The sequence below is a fragment of the Streptomyces sp. NPDC096323 genome (assembly GCF_040302845.1).
Classification (GTDB): domain Bacteria; phylum Actinomycetota; class Actinomycetes; order Streptomycetales; family Streptomycetaceae; genus Streptomyces.
Genome location: NZ_JBEOSI010000010.1, coordinates 61,291 through 79,532 on the forward strand (window position 1 = coordinate 61,291; position 18,242 = coordinate 79,532).

General features: G+C 73.0%; 16 protein-coding genes. 7 read left to right on the top strand and 9 right to left on the bottom strand.

Annotated features, from left to right (window positions below; translation table 11 throughout):
• The first annotated feature begins 126 nt into the window (after positions 1–126).
• Both araB and araA read left to right on the top strand, forming a co-directional pair.
• Positions 127–1,827, top strand: a complete 1,701-nt coding sequence (araB, locus tag ABTX18_RS26520) for a ribulokinase (protein ID WP_352125258.1) — start codon at positions 127–129, stop codon at positions 1,825–1,827.
• A 58-nt stretch (positions 1,828–1,885) separates the two neighbouring features.
• Complete coding sequence (araA, locus tag ABTX18_RS26525) at positions 1,886–3,397, top strand: L-arabinose isomerase (protein ID WP_352125259.1); 1,512 nt, start codon at positions 1,886–1,888, stop codon at positions 3,395–3,397.
• Between the two features lie 70 nt (positions 3,398–3,467).
• On the opposite strand, the gene ABTX18_RS26530 is transcribed toward araA, so the two are convergent.
• On the bottom strand, positions 3,468–4,862 hold the full coding sequence (locus ABTX18_RS26530; RefSeq protein WP_503061212.1) for a hypothetical protein: 1,395 nt from the start codon (positions 4,860–4,862) through the stop codon (positions 3,468–3,470).
• 176 nt (positions 4,863–5,038) lie between these two features.
• On the opposite strand from ABTX18_RS26530, the gene ABTX18_RS26535 reads away from it, so the two are divergent.
• Positions 5,039–6,349 (top strand): molybdopterin-dependent oxidoreductase, encoded by a 1,311-nt coding sequence (locus ABTX18_RS26535; protein WP_352125260.1) that lies wholly within the window; start codon positions 5,039–5,041, stop codon positions 6,347–6,349.
• A gap of 325 nt (positions 6,350–6,674) precedes the next feature.
• Here ABTX18_RS26535 and ABTX18_RS26540 read toward each other — a convergent pair whose 3' ends face one another.
• From ABTX18_RS26540 to ABTX18_RS26550, 3 genes are read right to left on the bottom strand one after another with little or no spacing between them, the layout of a single operon-like run.
• Positions 6,675–7,469, bottom strand: a complete 795-nt coding sequence (locus ABTX18_RS26540) for a class I SAM-dependent methyltransferase (RefSeq protein WP_352125261.1) — start codon at positions 7,467–7,469, stop codon at positions 6,675–6,677.
• Positions 7,470–7,495: 26 nt separating this feature from the next.
• A complete protein-coding gene (locus tag ABTX18_RS26545) occupies positions 7,496–8,173 on the bottom strand; it encodes a TIGR04282 family arsenosugar biosynthesis glycosyltransferase (RefSeq protein ID WP_352125262.1) in 678 nt (225 codons plus the stop codon).
• Positions 8,170–8,874: a glycosyltransferase family 2 protein gene (locus ABTX18_RS26550; protein ID WP_352125263.1), complete on the bottom strand. Its 705-nt coding sequence runs from the start codon at positions 8,872–8,874 to the stop codon at positions 8,170–8,172. The genes ABTX18_RS26545 and ABTX18_RS26550 overlap by 4 nt, the downstream gene beginning before the upstream one ends.
• A 123-nt stretch (positions 8,875–8,997) precedes the next feature.
• Between ABTX18_RS26550 and ABTX18_RS26555 the strand changes: the two genes are divergently transcribed.
• On the top strand, positions 8,998–9,867 hold the full coding sequence (locus ABTX18_RS26555) for a response regulator transcription factor (protein ID WP_352125264.1): 870 nt from the start codon (positions 8,998–9,000) through the stop codon (positions 9,865–9,867).
• Complete coding sequence (locus tag ABTX18_RS26560) at positions 9,864–10,970, top strand: sensor histidine kinase (protein WP_352125265.1); 1,107 nt, start codon at positions 9,864–9,866, stop codon at positions 10,968–10,970. Before ABTX18_RS26555 ends, ABTX18_RS26560 begins: the two co-directional genes overlap by 4 nt.
• A gap of 15 nt (positions 10,971–10,985) precedes the next feature.
• Here ABTX18_RS26560 and ABTX18_RS26565 read toward each other — a convergent pair whose 3' ends face one another.
• The 3 genes from ABTX18_RS26565 to ABTX18_RS26575 all read right to left on the bottom strand — a co-directional run bounded on the left by ABTX18_RS26565 (position 10,986) and on the right by ABTX18_RS26575 (position 15,119).
• The gene (locus ABTX18_RS26565) at positions 10,986–12,071 is read right to left on the bottom strand and encodes an NAD-dependent epimerase/dehydratase family protein (RefSeq protein WP_352125266.1); all 1,086 of its coding nucleotides are present in this window, start codon (positions 12,069–12,071) and stop codon (positions 10,986–10,988) included.
• An 87-nt stretch (positions 12,072–12,158) separates the two neighbouring features.
• On the bottom strand, positions 12,159–14,003 hold the full coding sequence (locus ABTX18_RS26570; RefSeq protein WP_352125267.1) for a transketolase: 1,845 nt from the start codon (positions 14,001–14,003) through the stop codon (positions 12,159–12,161).
• 189 nt (positions 14,004–14,192) lie between these two features.
• A complete protein-coding gene (locus tag ABTX18_RS26575) occupies positions 14,193–15,119 on the bottom strand; it encodes a helix-turn-helix transcriptional regulator (protein WP_352125268.1) in 927 nt (308 codons plus the stop codon).
• Positions 15,120–15,174: 55 nt separating this feature from the next.
• On the opposite strand from ABTX18_RS26575, the gene ABTX18_RS26580 reads away from it, so the two are divergent.
• On the top strand, positions 15,175–15,642 hold the full coding sequence (locus ABTX18_RS26580; protein ID WP_352125269.1) for a hypothetical protein: 468 nt from the start codon (positions 15,175–15,177) through the stop codon (positions 15,640–15,642).
• Positions 15,639–16,217, top strand: a complete 579-nt coding sequence (locus ABTX18_RS26585; RefSeq protein ID WP_352125270.1) for an NIPSNAP family protein — start codon at positions 15,639–15,641, stop codon at positions 16,215–16,217. The genes ABTX18_RS26580 and ABTX18_RS26585 overlap by 4 nt, the downstream gene beginning before the upstream one ends.
• 242 nt (positions 16,218–16,459) lie before the next feature.
• Here the strand turns inward: ABTX18_RS26585 and ABTX18_RS26590 are convergent, their stop codons facing one another.
• Together ABTX18_RS26590 and ABTX18_RS26595 are read right to left on the bottom strand one after the other, a co-directional pair.
• Positions 16,460–17,050, bottom strand: a complete 591-nt coding sequence (locus ABTX18_RS26590) for a hypothetical protein (RefSeq protein ID WP_352125271.1) — start codon at positions 17,048–17,050, stop codon at positions 16,460–16,462.
• A 13-nt stretch (positions 17,051–17,063) separates the two neighbouring features.
• On the bottom strand, positions 17,064–18,227 hold the full coding sequence (locus ABTX18_RS26595) for an ROK family glucokinase (protein ID WP_352125272.1): 1,164 nt from the start codon (positions 18,225–18,227) through the stop codon (positions 17,064–17,066).
• Positions 18,228–18,242 lie beyond the last annotated feature (15 nt).

The following is an 18,242-nucleotide window of genomic DNA, read 5'->3' on the forward strand; positions in this document are numbered from 1 at the left end:
CCTCTTGATTCCCCGTTTGTTAGCGCTCACACTGCTGGAAGTCGACCGGCCCGCTCACCAGCGCCGCGCCTCCGCGCCCGCCCCCCGGTCCACTTCTCCGACATCACTTCCCGAAAGGCCGGCCCGGTGACATCAGCCCACCCCTACACCCCCTCAGCCCCTCAACGCGCGGACGACTCCGAGCGGTACACCGTAGGCGTGGACTTCGGCACTCTGTCGGGCCGCGCCGTCGTCGTACGCGTACGGGACGGAGAGGAGCTGGCATCGGCGGTGCACGCCTACACGCACGGCGTGATCGACCGGCACCTCCCCGGCACGGGCGCCGCGCTGCCTCCGGACTGGGCCCTCCAGCATCCCCAGGACTGGCTGGACGTCCTGCGCCACGCCGTACCGGAGGCCGTCGCCGCCGCGGGCGTCGATCCGGCATCCGTCATCGGCATCGCGACCGACTTCACGGCCTGCACGGTCCTGCCCACGCTGGCCGACGGGACGGCCCTCGCCCAGACGTCGCTCGCCGACCGGCCCCACGCCTGGCCGAAGCTCTGGAAGCACCACGCGGCCCAGGGACAGGCCGACCGGATCAATGAACTCGCGCACGCCCGGGGCGAGAAGTGGATCAAGCGGTACGGCGGCAAGATCTCCGCCGAGTGGCAGTTCGCGAAGGCCCTGCAGGTGCTGGAGGAGGACCCCGAGGTCTACGACGCCTGTGCGCGCTGGATCGAGGCGGCCGACTGGATCGTGTGGCAGCTCACCGGCACGGAGTCCCGCAACGCCTGCACCGCCGGCTACAAGGGCATCCATCAGGACGGCGCCTACCCCACTGAGGACTATCTGACGGCCCTGCACCCGGGGTTCACCGACTTCGCCCGGACCCGGCTCGAATTCCCGCTGTCCGACCTCGGTTCACGGGTCGGGTCGCTGACCGCGACGGCCGCCCGCTGGACCGGGCTGAACGCGGGCACGGCCGTCGCGGCGGGCAACGTCGACGCCCACGTCACCGCCGCGGCCGCCCAGGCCGTGGAGGACGGCCGCCTGCTCGCCATCATGGGCACCTCCACCTGTCATGTCATCAACTCCCCGGTCCTCGCGGACATCCCGGGCATCTGCGGGGTCGTCGACGGCGGCATCGTCGAGGGAACCTACGGCTACGAGGCGGGACAGAGCGCCGTGGGCGACATCTTCGCCTGGGTTCTGAGCCAGGGCGTTCCGCAGGAGTACTTCGACGAGGCCGCCGAGCGCGGGGAGGACCTGCACACCCTGCTGACCCGCAAGGCCGCGGGCCAGCCGGTCGGCGGTCATGGACTGGTGGCGCTGGACTGGCTGAACGGCAACCGCTCCGTGCTGGTGGACCACCACCTCTCCGGCGTCATGGTCGGCCTCACCCTCGCCACCCGGCCCGAGGACGTCTACCGGGCACTGCTGGAAGCCACGGCCTTCGGTACGAGGATCATCGTCGAGGCCCTGGAGCTCGGAGGCGTCCCGGTGCACGAGTTCATCGTCGCCGGCGGCCTGGCCAAGAACGAACTGCTCATGCAGATCTACTCCGACGTGCTCCGCCGCCCGGTCTCCCTGGCCGCTTCGCAGCAGGGCCCCGCTCTCGGTTCGGCCATCCACGCCGCGGTCGCGGCCGGAGCCCACCCGGACGTGCGCACGGCGACCGCCGCCATGGGACGCCTGCAGCGCGATGTCTACACCCCGGACACCGCACGGGCGGACGCCTACGACGAGCTGTTCGCCGCGTACCGGTCGCTGCACGACCACTTCGGCGGCGGGGAACTGCTTCACCGGCTGCGGGACATCCGCAACCGAGCCGTCACCGCCGGCTGACCGCCTCCGTCGCCTCGCGCGTCTCCACCGAAGTCATCACGTCATCCCAGGAGCCCATGTGTCCAGCTTGAATTCCTCCGACCGCGAGATCTGGTTCCTCACCGGAAGCCAGGGCCTGTACGGCGAGGACACCCTGCGCCAGGTCGCCGAACAGTCGGGGGAGATTGCCGCCGTCCTCGCGGGCACCCCCGGCCTCCCGGCGCGCGTCGTCTGGAAGCCGGTGCTGACCGACGCCTCCGCCATCCGGCGCGTCTGTCTGGAAGCCAACAGCGACGACCGGTGCGTCGGTCTCATCGCCTGGATGCACACCTTCTCCCCCGCGAAGATGTGGATCGCCGGCCTGGACGCCCTGCGCAAGCCCCTGCTGCACCTGCACACCCAGGCGAACGTGGCGCTGCCCTGGGCCACCATCGACATGGACTTCATGAACCTGAACCAGGCCGCCCACGGCGACCGCGAGTTCGGGCACATCCAGTCACGCCTCGGTGTGGCCCGCAAGACGGTCGCCGGCCATGTCACCGACCCGGTGACGGTCGGGCGCGTGGCGACGTGGGCCCGTGCCGCGGCGGCGCGCGCCGAGCTCGCCACCCTCAAGGTCGCCCGCTTCGGCGACAACATGCGCGATGTGGCCGTCACCGAGGGCGACAAGGTCGAAGCCCAGCTCCGCCTGGGCGCCTCCGTCAACACGTACGGAGTCAACGACCTGGTCGCGTACGTCGACGCGGCCGACGAGACCGAGGTGAGGACCCTCGTCAAGGAGTACGAGGACGTCTACCGGCTCGCACCCGAGCTCAGGAACGGCGGCGACCGGCACGATTCGCTGCGCTACGCGGCCCGGATCGAGGCCGGACTGCGGACCTTCCTCACGGAGGGCGGATTCGGCGCCTTCACCACCAACTTCGAGGACCTGGGCGGTCTGCGCCAGCTGCCGGGCCTCGCCGTCCAGCGCCTGATGGCGCAGGGGTACGGGTTCGGCGGCGAGGGCGACTGGAAGACCTCGGTGCTGCTGCGCGCCCTCAAGGTCGCCGCCGACGGCCTGCCCGGCGGGACCTCCTTCATGGAGGACTACACCTACGACCTCACGCCGGGCGGCGAACTCATCCTCGGGGCGCACATGCTGGAGGTCTGCCCGACCATCGCGTCCCAGACGCCGAGCTGCCAGATCCACCCGCTCGGCATCGGCAACCGCGAAGACCCGGTGCGCCTCGTGTTCGACGCCGCCCCGGGCCCCGCCGTCGTCGTCGGCCTCGCCGACCTCGGCGACCGGTTCCGCCTGGTCGCCAACGACATCGACGTGGTGCCCCCGGTGGAGCCGCTGCCCGCCCTGCCGGTCGCCCGTGCCGTGTGGCGTCCGCACCCCGACCTGCGTACGTCGACGGAGTCCTGGCTCACGGCCGGAGGACCGCACCACACCGTCCTGAGCACCGCTCTCACTTCGGAGCACCTGGACGATCTGGCGGAGATGCTGCAGATGGAGCTGGCTCTCATCGAGCAGAGCACCACGCCGAGGCAGTTCCGGCGCGACCTCCGGTGGAACCAGGCCTACCACCGGCTGGCGCTCGGCTTCTGATCCGGCGTACAGGACGGAAGAACGGCCCCGCACCGGCATCGCCGGCGCGGGGCCGTTCTTCCGTCTGCGGCTACCACCCGGTCCAGAGCAGATGGTTGACCGCGAGAGCCACGACCGCCTGAGCGGCCACCCAGCCGCGTCGGCCCTTCGAGGGCAGGAGTGCGGCCGCGGGAAGCAGCCAGAGCATGAAGGGCTGCCAGATGCGTTCCGTCTCCGCCTTGCTCATCCCCGACAGGTCCGCCGCCAGCAATGCCAGGAGTGCCGCCGACACGAGCAGGATCAGGCGCTGCGGCGGAGCCGCCGGCCCGGTCCGCAGGGCGCGTGCCGTTCCCAGGGCGCCCGCAAGCGTCCGGCCCAGGCCCGCGAGCACGGCCGGTCCGACGGCGATCGCGGTGCAGGCGAGGTTGGCCCAGACCCAGTAGGAGTACGGGCGGACACCGCCGGCCCCCTGGTAGTAGCGGTCGACGAGCAGACGGTACGCCTCCCACCAGTTGAAGCCCGCGAGGGTGAAGGCCACCGGCACCACCAGAGCTCCCAGTAGGAAGAGGGGGAGCGGCCGGGTGGTCCGGGTGAGCAGGAGAACGGCCAGCAGCGGGAGCGCGATGAGCGTCAGTCCGTAACTGAGGTAGCAGGTCAGCCCGTAGAGGAGGCCGGCGCCCAGTGCGGCGGCTGCGGGGCTGCGGACCGTGCGTGTCGCGGCCAGGGCCAGCAGCGCCACGGACCAGGCGGCGACCGCGGTGAAGTAGCCGTCGGCCGAGGTGCCGGCCCAGACAGCGACCGGGGCGAGGACGACGAACGGCGCCGCGCGGCGGGCGGTGTCCTCGTCCGCCAGGGCGCGGACGGTGATCAGGACGGCTACCGCGGCGAGGGCCCCGGTCAGGATGCACCACACGCCGGCCCAGGCGCCGCCGCCGAGTCCGATGCGGTCCAGCAGGACGAAGGTGAGGGTGGAGCCCGGCGGGTGTCCGGCGACGTGAGCGGGCCAGTTGCCGGGCGGGCCGATCAGGATGTGGTCGTTGAAGCCGCGCAGGGCCGCGCCGATGTCGTCGAAGCGTCCGATGACCCTCAGGTACTCGTGTTTGGTGGTGAGCCGCTCGGCGATCCCGCGGTCCCAGCCGTCGATCAGCGCGAGCGAGAAGACCCAGGCGAGTGCGGTGAGGTAGCAGCCGAGGAGGAGGGCTCGCCAGCGCAGCCGGTCGGCGAGGGCGGGGCCGTAGGCGATGACGGCCGCGGCGACCACGGGCGCGGCCCAGGTGCCGGGCCCGGTATGCGGGTACCAGTGCGCGAGCAGCGGTGGCCAGTGGACCACGAGGACGCGGGCGGAGTCGTCGAAGGCGCGGCCGACGAGCACGGCGGCGGCGACCAGCACGACGCCGGCACCGACGGCTGCCAGGTCGCGTAGGCGTCCTGGGCGCTGCACGGAGATCGGTTCGGCGGCCTGTTCGGTGCGGTCCACGGTCTTCACCCAGGCACCGTACGCACGGCCGGACGCTGGAGACGTCCGGCGGCGGGGCGCGTCACCGAACCGTCAGATTCGCCGGTCGTCCACCGGTCCCATAGGCGTCGGGGGGCGGGGGACGTCATGGTTTCGTCAGGAGTCGCAACCGCCTCACCCCTCCACTCCGGGGATAGCGTCGGGCCATGGGCGACAGCCGTCGGCAGAGTCCGACCCCACCCGCGTTCCTCTCCCGTCTCCTCGGCGGACGTGCGACGACGATCCTCGGACGCCTTCCCTCCGCGCCGGCCTTCTGGCGCAGCCCGGTGCGCGGAGTGCCGTTCACCGCCGTGCTCGGCCTCGTCCTGCTCGTCGGGATCACGGTGCTGTTCGTGACGGGTCTGTTGTCGTACGCCGCCTACAACCCAGACCTGAATCCGGTCAACGACAAGACGCCGGACAAAGGGCTGCTGGGCTTCTACCTCTTCGCCTGGCCGACCGGCCCGCACTGGCTGTACCGGCTGACGCAGGGGCTCCACGTCACTCTGGGCATCGTGCTCGTCCCGGTCCTGCTGGCCAAGCTCTGGTCGGTCGTGCCCCGGCTGTTCGCGCTGCCGCCGGCCCGCTCCGTCGGGCACGCGCTGGAGCGGATCTCGCTGCTTCTCCTGGTGGGCGGGGCGCTGTTCGAGTTCGTCACAGGGCTTCTCAACATCCAGCTGGAGTACCTGTTCCCGGGCTCCTTCTACCCGTTGCACTTCTACGGAGGCTGGGTGTTCTTCGCCGCGTTCCTCGCCCATGCGGGGCTCCGCGTGCCGCAGGCCGCACGGGTGCTGCGGTCGGGAGGGCTGCGCGGGAGCGTGCGGGGCGACCCGCTGGAGTCACCGGCACCATTGCCGCCGACGCTGTCCCGCCGGGGGGCGCTGGCCATGGTGGGCGCCGGTTCCCTGGTCCTGCTGATCACCTCGGGCGGACGGAGCTTCGACGGACCGCTGCGGCGACTGGCCGCGCTCACTCCGCACGGCGCCGCCGAGCCGGGCTCCGGGCCGAACGGCTTCCAGATCAACAAGACGGCCGCCGCTGTGGGGATCACCCCGGCCGATACGGGTGAGGGCTGGTGGCTCACCGTCAGCGGGCCGGACGGGGATCTCCGCTTCACCCGGGAACAGTTGCTGGCCATGGACCAGCACAGCGCGGCGCTCCCGATCGCGTGTGTGGAGGGCTGGTCGACCTCGGACCAGTGGTGGCGCGGGGTGCGGCTCGAGGACCTGGCAGCGCTCGCCGGATACCCGCACAGCCCACCGGGGGTACTGGTGGAGTCCGTCCAGCGCAGCGGGCCGTTCCGCAGGGCCGCGCTGCGCGACAACCAGGTGCGCGACCCGCGCTCCCTCCTGGCCCTGTCGGTCAACGGCGAGCCTCTGACACCCGATCACGGCTATCCGGCACGGATCATCGTGCCGGCCGCCCCCGGCGTGCTCAACACCAAATGGGTGTCCCGGCTGACCTTTGGATCGCTGTGAACAGGGTGAATCCGCGGGCCGTCGTGCGGCGCCTGTACGGGGAGGGGCCGTTGCATCTCCTGCTGATGGCCGCCTCCTTCGCCCTGGCGGGCTACGCGGGGGTACGGCTGCTGGCCGGGGACGCCTTCGGGGTGGCCGTGTGGTTCGTCGGCGCCGCCCTCGTGCACGACCTGGTGCTGGTTCCGGTCTACGCGGCCGCGGACCGGCTGCTGTGCCGGTCGGCCGGACGGCGCTCGGGCCTGGTGAACTTCGTCCGGGTGCCGGCCCTCCTCTCCGGGCTGCTGCTCCTCGTGTGGTTCCCGCTGATCACCCGGCAGACCCGGCGCTACGAGCCGGCGAGCGGGCTGTCCCCCGAGGTGTTCCTGGGGAACTGGCTGCTGATCACGGCCGCGCTGTTCCTGGTGTCGGGCGTGTGGCTGGTGGTCCGGACGGCCCTGCTGCGTCGCAGGGCGACGAAGGCACGGCCGTCGGAGTCCCACTGATCGACGGAGTCCAGGCCGTGCGGGCAGGCGTATCCCAGCAGCGCCGATGTGCCGAGCCGGGCCCACGGAAAGGGGTCGGCGGGTGCCGGTCCGGTGGTGGGGGCTCGTCCGTCGTCCAGCTGCACCTGGACCCGTTCGTCGATGTCCTGCGGTGCGGTCTCGACGATGAGGAGCCCGCCCGGGGCGAGCAGGTCCGTGGTGCGTCGCAGAAGGCGCGAGGGGTCGCCACCGATGCCGATGTTGCCGTCGACGAGGAGGACGGTGCCCCAGCGCCCTTCCCCCGGCAGCGGTTCGAAGACGGAGCGGCGCAGCGCGGTTCCGCCCAGCCGCAGCGTGCGGTCGACCGCGACGTCGCTGACGTCGATCCCGAGTGCGCGGTGGCCGCGGGCCGCCAGGGCGGCGACCAGCCTCCCGGGCCCGCACCCGATGTCCAGGACGGGACCCTCGCAGCGGCGCAGCGCCGACAGGTCCGCCGCGTCCGCCCCGGCGCACCAGCGCTCGACGTCCAGCGGCAGCAGCCAGCCGTCCGTACGGCGGAGGAAGAGCGGGCCGTGGCCGTTGCGCAGCGCGGTGGCGTAGGCGCCGGCGCTCCATGAGCCGGTGGCCCTCGGGGGGACGTCCGGCTGCGGTGGGCTCATCACGCCGCGTTCCCGGCCCGTGGGGTTCATCGGGCCGCCGCCCGGGTCAGCCCGCAGAATGCGGCGGCGAAGCGCCCGTGCGGTGCGAGGGAGGCGACGTGCGCGGCATCGGCTGCCGTGTCCACGTCCCGCAGCCGGGGAAGATCGCGGACGCACAGTCCGGCGTCGACCAGCCGGCGTCGCTGCACGGCACCGGTCTCGGGGACGGACATCGGTACGCCGCGCAGGAGGCCGGGGTCGGGTTCGGCCAGGCCCAGCGCCCAGAACCCACCGTCGACCGCCGGGCCGAACCAGGCGTCGCAGCCGTCCCACGCGGTCGGTGAGAGGGCGGGGGCCAGATCGGCCGCCCCGACCTGCGGTGTGTCCATCCCGATCAGCAGGGCCGGGCCGGTGCAGGCCGCGAACGCTGCGGCGAGCCGTTCGTCGAGCCCTCCCGCGCCCTGCGCCACCACCTCGATGCCGGGCGGCAGCCACGGTCCGGGCCTTCCCTCCAGGACGACGACCCGCCGCGCGGCGGGCAGCGCGCGGATGGTGTGCAGGGTGTCGGCGAGCGCCGCTTCGGCCAGACGCGCCGCCTCGGTTGGAGAGAAGGGCGGGGTGAGCCGCGTTTTGACCCGGCCGGGCAGCGGCTCCTTCGCGATGACGAGCAGGGTCGTCGGCCCGGTCGGAGCCGTACGAACGGGGCCGGGGGCCGGCGCGCTCATCGGGAGGCCCCGACCCGGACCGGGGGCTCGCCCAGCACGGCGCGCATGTCGCGCACCGCGTGCCAGGTGCCCAGCCAGGTGCCGGTGACCTTCGACTTCCCGGTCCGGGCGAGGTAGGGGACGTCCGTCTCGGTGACGCGCAGTCCCGCGTCGGCCGCCCGCACCACCATCTGGAGCGGGTAGCCGCTGCGCCGGTCGGTGAGGCCGAGTCCCAGCAGATCGGCCCGGCGCGCGGCCCGCATCGGCCCGAGGTCGTGCAGGCGCAGCCCGGTGCGGCGGCGCAGCATCCGGGCGAGGGCCGCGTTGCCCGCCCGCGCGTGCAGCGGCCACGCTCCGCGCCCCTGGGGACGGCGACGGCCGAGCACCAGATCGCTCTCGCCGTCGGCGACCCGGCGGACGAAGTCGGGCAGCAGTCCGGGATCCAGCGAACCGTCGCAGTCGCAGAAGCAGACGAACTCCGCGTCGGAGGCGAGAAGTCCGGCGTGACAGGCCGCACCAAAACCGCGCCGCGGTTCACGCACGACCGTCGCGCCGAGGGACCGGGCCAGCTCCGCCGAGCCGTCGGCCGAGCCGTTGTCCACGACGATCGCCCGCCAGCCGCGAGGGACCCGGGCCAGCACCGCGGGCAGGGCGGCGGCCTCGTCGAGACAGGGCAGGACGAGGTCGGCACGGGGACCGGAAGTATCGGGGGAAGGGATCACGCGGCTCACCCTACGGAGCGGAAAGCGACAAATCGGGTTCCGAAGTCTTACGGAATCCGGACGTCGCCGCCCGGTGGCGCAGGAGGGTCCGCGCGCCACGACGGCGGGTGCCAAGGTGGTGGCATGCAGCCGATCCCCGATCCGTCACCGCCCTGCCCCGCCGGCAGGGAGCCTTCCACGCGCCCGGTGGGTGGAGTCCTGTCATCAGCGGTGGCCCCGGCGACGCGGGGCGGCGGGCCGGCCTCCTGCGCCCCCGCCCGCGGCCGGGTACTCGTCGTGGACGACGACCCCACGGTCGCCGAAGTGGTCGAGGGATACCTGGCGGGGGCCGGCTACGAGGTGGCCCGCGCGTCGAACGGCCCGGCGGCGCTGGAGCAGTTCGCCGCCGGACGCCCGGATCTGGCCGTCCTGGACCTGATGCTGCCGGGCATGGACGGGTTCGAGGTCTGCCGCCGCATGCGGGCACACGGACCGGTGCCGGTCATCATGCTCACCGCGCGCGGTGACGAGGAGGACCGCATCCTCGGCCTGGAGACGGGTGCGGACGACTACGTCACCAAGCCGTTCAGTCCCCGCGAACTCGTCCTGCGCGTCGACTCCGTACTGCGCCGCGCCCGGGCGGCGGCGACGCCCTCAGCCCCCTCGGCCCTGCTCGAAGGCGCGGGCCTGGTGCTCGACCCCGCGGCCAGGAGCGCGACGTCGAAGGGCCGTCCGCTGGCCCTCACCCTGCGGGAGTTCGACCTGCTCGCCTTCCTGCTGCGCCACCCCGCCCGGGCCTTCACCCGGGAGGAGCTGATGCGTGGCGTCTGGGGCTGGGACTTCGGTGATCTGTCGACCGTGACCGTCCACGTCCGCCGCCTGCGGGGGAAGGTGGAGGCCGATCCGGCCCGCCCGGAGCTGATCCGTACGGTCTGGGGCGTCGGCTACCGACTGGACCTGCCCACGGTCGGGACCTCCCCCGACACCTCCTCCGACACCGGACCGCGGTCGTGACCGACATCCTCCTCATCGCGCTCTTCGCCTTCCTCGGCGCCGCGGCGGCCGGGCTGCTCGGCGCACTCGTGCTGCGGTTCTCCCGCCGCCGCTCCCTCGTCGTCTCGCTGACGGTCGTGGCCGCCGTGGCCGTCACCGCGATGCTCGCCGGCACCCTTGCCGTCGCCTGGGCGATGTTCCTGTCCCCGCACGACCTCACCGTGGTCACCACCGTGGTCGCCATGGCCGCCGTCGTGTCGCTCGTCACCGCGATGCTGCTCGGCCGCTGGGTGGCGGCCAGGAGCCGCGACCTGACCCTGGCCGCCCGGTCCTTCGGCGACGGCGGTGTCTTCGCGGCCCCCGAGGCCCCGGCCACCGCCGAACTCGCCGCGCTCAGCCGGGAACTGGCCGCCACCAGCGCCAAGCTCGACGACTCCCGCGCGCGGGAGCGCGCCCTGGAGACCTCGCGGCGTGAGCTCGTCGCCTGGATCTCGCACGACCTGCGCACCCCGCTCGCGGGACTGCGTGCCATGTCCGAGGCGCTTGAGGACGGCATGGCCGTCGACTCCCGGCGTTATCTGCGGCAGATACGCACCGAGGTGGAGCGGATGAACGACATGGTCGGCGACCTCTTCGAGCTGTCCCGCATCCATGCGGGCTCGCTCACCCTGTCCCCCACCCGGATCTCCGTCTACGACCTGGTGGGCGACGCCCTCGCCGGCGCGGACCCGCTGGCCCGCGAGCATGGGGTGCGGCTGGTCGGCGACCGGATCGAGGCGGTCCCCGTCGAGGTCGACGGCAAGGAGATGAGCCGGGTCCTGGGCAACCTCCTGATCAACGCCATCCGCCGCACTCCCGCCGACGGCACCGTCGCCGTCGCCGCGCACCGCGCGGACGACGGGGTGGTGCTCTCGGTGACGGACGGCTGCGGCGGCATCCCGGAAGAGGACCTGCCCCGGGTCTTCGACACCGGCTGGCGGGGCACCCATGCCCGTACGCCCCCGGCCGGAGCGGGCCTCGGTCTCGCCATCGTGCGCGGGATCGTCGAGGCACACGCCGGGCGGGCGGAGGTCCGCAACGTCACCGGCGGCTGCTGCTTCGAGGTGATCCTGCCGGTGGCGTGAGCCTCGGCAGTGTCGTCAAACGGCCGGCGCCGCCCGAAGCGGTGCCGCCGCGAACCGCGCCATGCCGTCGGCGAAGCCCACCTCCGGCCGCCAGCCCAGTTCGTCGCGCAGCCGCCGCGAGTCCGCCGTGACATGGCGTACGTCCCCGAGCCGGTACTCACCGGTGACCACCGGGGCCGGGCCGCCATGGGCGAGGGCCAGGGCCTCGGCCATCTCGCCGATCGTGTGCGGCTGCCCGCTCCCGGTGTTGTACGCGGCGAAGCTGCCCGGCGCACGTTCCGCGACCGCCTCCAGCGCCACGGCGTTCGCGGCGGCGACGTCCCGTACGTGGATGAAGTCGCGGCGCTGGCCTCCGTCCTCGAAGACACGGGGCGACTCGCCCCGGGCCAGGGCCGAACGGAAGAAGGAGGCGACACCGGCGTACGGAGTGTCGCGCGGCATCCCCGGTCCGTACACGTTGTGGTAGCGCAGCGCCACCGCGCGCCCGCCCGTCGCCCGCGCCCAGGAGGCGGCGAGGTGTTCCTGGGTGAGCTTGGTCGTCGCGTACACATTGCGCGGGTCCACCGGCGCGTCCTCGCCGACGAGCCCGGGGACCAGTTCCGTACCGCAGGCGGGGCAGCGGGGCTCGAACCTGCCCGCGGAAAGATCGGCCTCGGCGCGCGGTCCCGGCCGGACCCGGCCGTGCCGCAGGCAGTCGTACCGGCCCTCCCCGTACACGACCATCGATCCGGCGAGCACCAGACTCCGCACCCCCGCCCCGGCCATCGCCGCGAGCAGGACGGCCGTCCCGAGGTCGTTGCATCCGACGTAGTCCGGGGCGTCCGCGAAGTCCTTGCCGAGGCCGACCATCGCCGCCTGGTGACACACCACGTCGATGCCGCGCAGCGCACGGTCCACGGCCTCCCGGTCGCGCACGTCCGCCACGACGAGTGGGCCGCTTCCGCCGGGCGGGGCCGGGGGACGGCCGTGCGGGGCCGGGGAACCGCCGTGCGCCGAGGGCAGCAGGGCGTCGAACACCACCGCTTCGTGCCCGGCCGACCCGAGGGTCCGTACGATCTCCGAACCGATGAACCCGGCGCCGCCGGTGACCAGTACACGCATGGCGCCCACGGTAGGCCGCCACGAGCTGAGTCTTCCGCTTCCGCGTCGGCACGTCACGGGACCGTAAGGGATGCGGTCCCTCGGCCGTCACCGCACGACGCCTTCCTCGACCAGCAGGCGCGCGCCGGCCGCGATGCTCTCGGCATCGATGCCGGAGGCGTGCAGCTGCTCCGCGGGGCTCGCGGAGCCGGGCATGTCGCGCACGGCGAGGCGCACCAGACGGGGAACGGGCCGGCCGTCGGCGAACGCCTCGGCGACCGCGTCGCCCAGTCCGCCCTCGGGGTGGTGGTCCTCGACGGTCATCAGGCAGCGGGTCTCCTCGGCGGCCTGCTGGAGCGTCTCGGCGTCCACCGGCTTCACCGAGTACAGGTCGATCACCCGGACGCCGATGCCCTCCTCGGCCAGCAGATCGGCGGCCCCCAGTGCCTCGGGCACGGTGGTGCCCGCCGCGACGAGGGTCAGCCGGTCGTTGTCACCGGCGCGCAGGGTCTTGCTCCCGCCGACCGGGAATTCCTCGTCCGGTCCGTAGATCACCTCGGTGCCGCCCCGGTTGGTGCGCAGGTAGCGGATGCCCTTGAGGCCGGCCATGGCCGCGACCAGTTTGGCGGTCTGGTTCGCGTCGCACGGGCACAGCACGGTGCTGCCGTGGATGGCGCGCATCATGGCGAAGTCCTCGACGCCCATCTGGGACGGCCCGTCCTGGCCGATGGCCACACCGGCGTGGGAGCCGACGAGGTTGATGCCGGCGCGGCTGATCGCCGCCATCCGGATGAAGTCGTGCGCGCGGGTCAGGAACGCCGCGAAGGTGGTGGCGAAGGGGACGTACCCGCGTGCCTGCATGCCGACCGCGCCGGCGACGAGCTGCTGCTCGGCGATGTAGCACTCGAAGTAGCGCTCGGGATGGTGCTCGGAGAACAGCTCGGCCCGCGTGGAGTCGCCGACCTCGCCGTCGAGGGCCACGATGTCGCCGCGGGCGTCGCCGAGGGCCGCGAGCGCCTTGCCGAACGCGTCACGGGTGGCGACCTCGTCGCCCTCGTCGAACACCGGAAGTTCGGGCCGTGCCGTGCGCGGGGGCTGTGCCGCGGGGACCGCCTCGGGCTTGTGGACCTTGATGCGCAGGAACCGCCGGCCACCGAGCTCCTCGACGGCCTCGTCCGCGTCCTTGAGGGGCTTGCCGTGGAAGCCCTCCTTGTCGGCGACGGCTGCCACTCCCCGGCCCTTGACGGTGGCCGCCAGGATCGCGGTCGGTTTGTTGATGGTGGAGCGGGCCTCGTCGTAGGCCAGGTCGATGGCGTGCGGGTCGTGGCCGTCGACCTCGACGGTGTGCCAGTCGAAGGCGCGCAGCCGGCGGCGGTAGGCGGCCAGGTCACGGCCGTGCCGGGTCGGGCCGCGCTGGCCGAGCCGGTTGACGTCGACGATCAGGGTGAGGTTGTCGAGGTGCTCGGCGCCCGCCGCCTCGGCGGCCTCCCAGACGGAACCCTCGGCCATCTCGCTGTCCCCGCTGATCACCCAGACACGGGACGGCCCGTGTTCCAGCCGCTTGCCGGCCAGGGCCATGCCCACGCCGACGGGGAGCCCCTGGCCCAGCGAGCCGGTCGCGGAGTCCACCCAGGGCAGCCGGGGCGTGGGGTGGCCCTCCAGCCTGCTGTCCTTCTCGCGGAAGGTCATCAGCTCGTCGTCGGTGATGGCACCGGCCATGAGATAGGCGGCGTACAGCACCGGGGAGGCGTGTCCCTTGGACAGGATGAGGTGGTCGTTGCCCGGGTGGTCCGGTTCGTCGAAGTCGTAGCGCAGGTGCTGGGCGAACAGGACCGCGACGAGGTCGGCGGCGGACATCGACGAGGTCGCGTGCCCCGACCCCGCCGTGTCGGTGGCCCGGACGGAGTCGACCCTCAGCTGCTGGGCAAGCTCGGTGAGTTGTTCGGCGCGCATGGCACTCCTTGGGTCCGATCAAGGGCCGCCCCCGCCCGTTCCCGGCCCTGCCGCGTTCCCTGACCCGTCCCGGGTGCCCTTCGCGGCCTCCGGTAAACACGACGACAGGCATGATTACCGGGCGTTTCGCCCTGTGCGGAGCGACTGCCGACGCCCTCGAACGGCAACGGAGCGCGCTGCGGCCGGGAGTCAGGCCCCGTAGCGTGCGGCCAGGGTGCGTGCGGTCGCGGCGATGCGGTCGCGGAGTCCGGCCGGCTCCAGGACCTCGATGTCGGCGCCCAGTCGCAGGAACTCCCCGTGGGCGTGGTCGAGCGACTCGATGGGCACCCGGGCCTGCGTCCATCCGTCACTCGCGGGCCTCACACCGAGACGGCGTGCACCCTCCGGAGTGAGCCGCACCAGGGCCTCGCCGCTGTGGAGCCGGGCCCGGAATTCGGTCAGATAGCCGTTCCAGTACGCGGCCAGGTCGAACCCGTCCGGCATGACGAACTCCTCCAGCGGCCGGAAGCCGAGGATCTGGTCGACCCGGTAGGTGCGGATCCCGGACTGCCCGTGCGCGACCAGGTACCAGCGGCCGGCCTTGAGTACGAGGCCGTACGGCTCCACCCGCCGCTCGATCTCCTCCGGCGCCCGCCAGCGCCGATACGTCAGCACCGCCGCCCGCCGCCCCCACACGGCGGCGGCGACCGGGGCCAGGTGGGGCGTGAGGTCCGCGTCGCCGTACCAGCCGGGGGCGTCGAGCAGGAAACGTTCCTGGACGCGCCCGGCGTGCTCGCGCAGCTCCGCCGGAAGGGCGGCCCGCAACTTGAGCTGGGCGGTGGCGAGCGCCTCGCCGAGGCCGAGCTCTGCGGCGGCGCCGGGGAGCGCGGCGAGGAACGCCGCCTGCGCCTCGTCCGTGGTCAGTCCGGTGAGCCGGGTCCGGTAGCCGTCGACCAGCCGGTAGCCACCCGCGTGTCCCGCGGCACCGTACAGCGGGATACCGGCGGCGGCGAGCGCCTCGGTGTCCCGGTAGACCGTCCGTACCGAGACCTCCAGTTCCCCGGCTAGCTGCTGGGCCGTCATCCGGCCCCGGTTCTGGAGCAGGAGAAGCAGGGTGACCAGCCGGCTCGCGCGCATGCCGCTCAGTATTCACTGACACTGGATGTCAGTGAAGCACCCATAGCTTGGGCGCATGAACGACTTCGACTTCCTGCACGGCTCCTGGGACGTGGCCAACCGACGTCTCACCGCACCGCTCGCACCGGGCCCCGGCACCTGGACGGAATTCCCGGGCCACTCGGTGGTCCGGCCGCTGTTCGAGGGGGCCGGCAACATCGACGAGATCACGTTCCCCACACTCGGCCGCCGGGGAGCGACCCTGCGCCTGTACGACCGCGAGACGGAACGCTGGTCGATCTACTGGTCCGACAGCCGGACGGGCCGGCTGGATCCGCCGGTGCTCGGCGGATTCACCGGCGAGCGCGGTGACTTCCACGGCGAGGACACCTACGACGGCCGCCCGATCCGGGTGCACTTCACCTGGTACCGCCTCGGCCCGGACACCGCCCGCTGGGAGCAGGAGTTCTCCGCCGACGACGGCCGCACCTGGGAGCTCAACTGGACGATGGACCTCTCCCGCACCGGGGATGCCGGCGTATGAGCATCGTGGAACTCCGGCAGTACACCTTGCGTCCCGGAGCCCGGGAGACGCTGATCGAGCTGTTCGAGCGCGAGTTCGTGACCGGCCAGCAGTCCGCAGGCATCACCGTCGGCGGCCGGTTCCGCGACCTGGACGACCCGGACCGCTTCGTCTGGGTGCGCGCGTTCCCCGACATGACGCACCGCCGGCGCTCGCTGGAGGCCTTCTACACCGGCCCGGTCTGGCGGAAGCACCGCGACGCGGCCAACGCCACCATGATCGACAGTAACGACGTCCTGCTGCTGCGCGGCCCTGGCTTCACGGTGGAGCCGGGCGCCCGTGAGGTGGTCGCGACCGTCTGCCACGCTCCCGACGCGGCGTCCTTCGAGGCCTACGCCGCCCGGCACCTGGGCCCGGCCCATGCGCTGCACCGCACCGAGCACGCCGAGAACGACTATCCCCTCCTGCCCGTCCGCACCGGGGAGGACGTCCGGGTCTGGTTCGGCCCGGCGCAGCCGCCACCGTGGCCGGCCCGGCGGCTGCGGCTCGAACCGGTGGCGGCGATCCGTGCGGGGGCAGGGCTCGGGAGGGCCTGACCCGGGCGGAGGTCCCGTCGCCCGCCGCCACAGTCTCCAGCCGTCGGCCCGGGTCGAGCAGTCCGAGAGGCAGCCCGGCCCACTGCGGAAACCGTGTGTCGGACAGGCGCCCTGCCGGGCCGGCGCCGATCACGGATGGAGGCGGGCGGCTCTCCCGGGCGCCAAGAGCATCTCCTGCCGTGGCCCGCGCCATCCGGCGGACTCGCAGCGCGCGTCCCGGCACACGCGTCCCGGCTAGCCGGTCAGGGAGTCGACGCGGAGACGACGTACACCACAGGGGACATCGGGTCTGTCATGTCGACCGTGATGTCCTGCGTGGGGCGCGGGTCCTCGTTGGTGTGGGTGGTGCCCGCCCAGGAGACGCCGTCGCCGAAGTGCCAGTCCGCGATCTTCGTGTCGCGCTCGCCGACGGTGACCTCGCCGGTCTCCAGGGCGGCCCGGCCCGTGCCCACCTGGGTCAGGAACCGGTCGAGGCCGTTGGACGTCGTGCGGAACTGCACGTACATCCGGCTGGCCTTCCAGTTGTTGGTCTCGTAGTACTGGACCTCTTCGGCGTCCCCGGGGATCGGCACCTCGAAGATCCGGCGGAGCATCCGGGACGGCCAGCCCTCACGGAGTCCCTGCGCTGCCGCCTCGGCGGCCTTGTCCTGGCCGGAGCGGCGGCTCTGGCCCGCCGAGATCAGCAGATAGCCGGCCGGGACACCGATGAGCAGCACGATGATGGTCGCCGTGATCAGGCGCCGGCGGATCGTCCGGCGCCGCTCCTCGGGCGTCGGGCCCTCGCCGGGCGGCGGGGCCTGGCGCGGCACGACGGGGTGCTCGGCTGTGGTCATGGGCGTGGGGTCCCTAGGAAGTGCGGGTGTTGCGGGTGTTACGGATGGTGCTGGCGGCCTGGTCGTAGATCTGGGCGTACCGCTCGTACCGCTCCACGCGCCGGCGGTTGGCACGCCGGAAGCGGCGGGCCACCAGCCGGGCGAGGTCGGCCGCGCCGACCATACCTGCCTCGGGGCCGAGCTGCGCCTTCGCGATGCGGGCCTCGGGGCGGTAGCCGCGGCCGGTGAGCTGCCGTTTGAAGGCGTCCCTGGCCGGTCCGATCAGCAGGTCGTCGGCGGCGCTGACACCGCCTCCGATGACGAAGCAGGAGGGGTCGAGCGCGGCGGCGAGATTGGCGATGCCTACGCCGAGCCACTGGCCGATGTCCTGGAGGAGCTCGATGCACATCGCATCGCCCTCGCGGGCCAGTTCGGTGATGAGGGGCCCGGTGATGTCGGAGACGTTGCCCTTGACCCGCTCGATGATTCCGTGGGCGACCGGGGAGTCGGCGGCGGCCAGTTCCCTGGCCTCCCGGACGAGTGCGTTACCGGAGCTGTACTGCTCCCAGCAGCCGCGGTTGCCGCAGGGGCAGCGGTGGCCGCCGGGCACCACCTGCATGTGGCCGAACTCACCGGCGACGCCGTACTTGCCGCGCTTGACCTGACCGTCCTCCAGGATCGCGCCGCCGATGCCGGTGCCGAGGGTGATCATGACGAGGTGGTCCTCGCCGCGGCCGGCGCCGAAGCGCCATTCGGCCCAGGCGGCGGTGTTGGCGTCGTTGTCCACCATGACCGGGACGACGAGCCGGGAGGCGAGGGCGTCGCGCAGGGGCTCGTCGCGCCAGGCCAGGTGCGGGGCGAACAGCACCTTGGAGCGGTCCGCGTCGACCCAGCCCGCCGCCCCGATGCCCACCGCGTGGACGTCGTGGCGGTCCGAGAGGTCCAGCACCAGCTCGACGATGGTGTCCTCGACGACCTTGGGGCTCTTGGACTTGTCGGGCGTCTCGGTGCGCAGGGTCTCCAGGATGTTGCCGTCGGCGTCGACGACGCCGGCCATCACCTTCGTCCCCCCGATGTCGATGCCGACCGTGGGCACCCGCGGCGCGGTGAGGTGCGAGCGCCGCTCCCTGGTGCCGACGGTCCGCAGGACGGTGGCGCGGGCGGAGCCGCGGTGGGTGAAGTCGCGGTACGTGCTCATCGTCCCTGAGGGGTC